The organism is Lentzea indica, assembly GCF_012184385.1.
GTDB lineage: Bacteria > Actinomycetota > Actinomycetes > Mycobacteriales > Pseudonocardiaceae > Lentzea > Lentzea indica.
In genome coordinates this window covers 1-325 of the sequence record NZ_VSRL01000626.1, presented here as the reverse complement: position 1 = coordinate 325, position 325 = coordinate 1, and the positions used below count along the sequence as shown (strand labels likewise).

At 73.2% G+C, this 325-nt stretch carries 1 pseudogene; it reads left to right on the top strand.

Annotated features, from left to right (window positions below):
* Positions 1–77: 77 nt before the first annotated feature.
* A pseudogene (locus tag FXN61_RS56885) lies at positions 78–325 on the top strand (ISAs1 family transposase); the annotation flags it as partial.

Here is a 325-nt window from a genome sequence, read left to right as displayed (position 1 = left end):
CGCAGCAGGTACTCGCGCTGCTCGGGGTCCGTCACGATCCGCGCCGGGGCCGGCATCGCCCGCCGGACGAGGCCACGATGCGCCGGGCGCTGCAACGAGTGGACGGCGACGCGGTGGACGCCGCGATCACGACCTGGACCCAGGCCCGCCGCGGCCGGCTGCCACAACCAGACGGGCCGGTGGTGATCGCGATGGACGGCAAGACCGTGCGCGGCACCCACGGCCCCGACGGCTCCGGCGGAGTGCACCTGCTCGCGGCGATGTCGCACACCGACTCGCTGGTACTGGCCCAGGTCCTGGTCGACACCAAGGTCAACGAGACCAA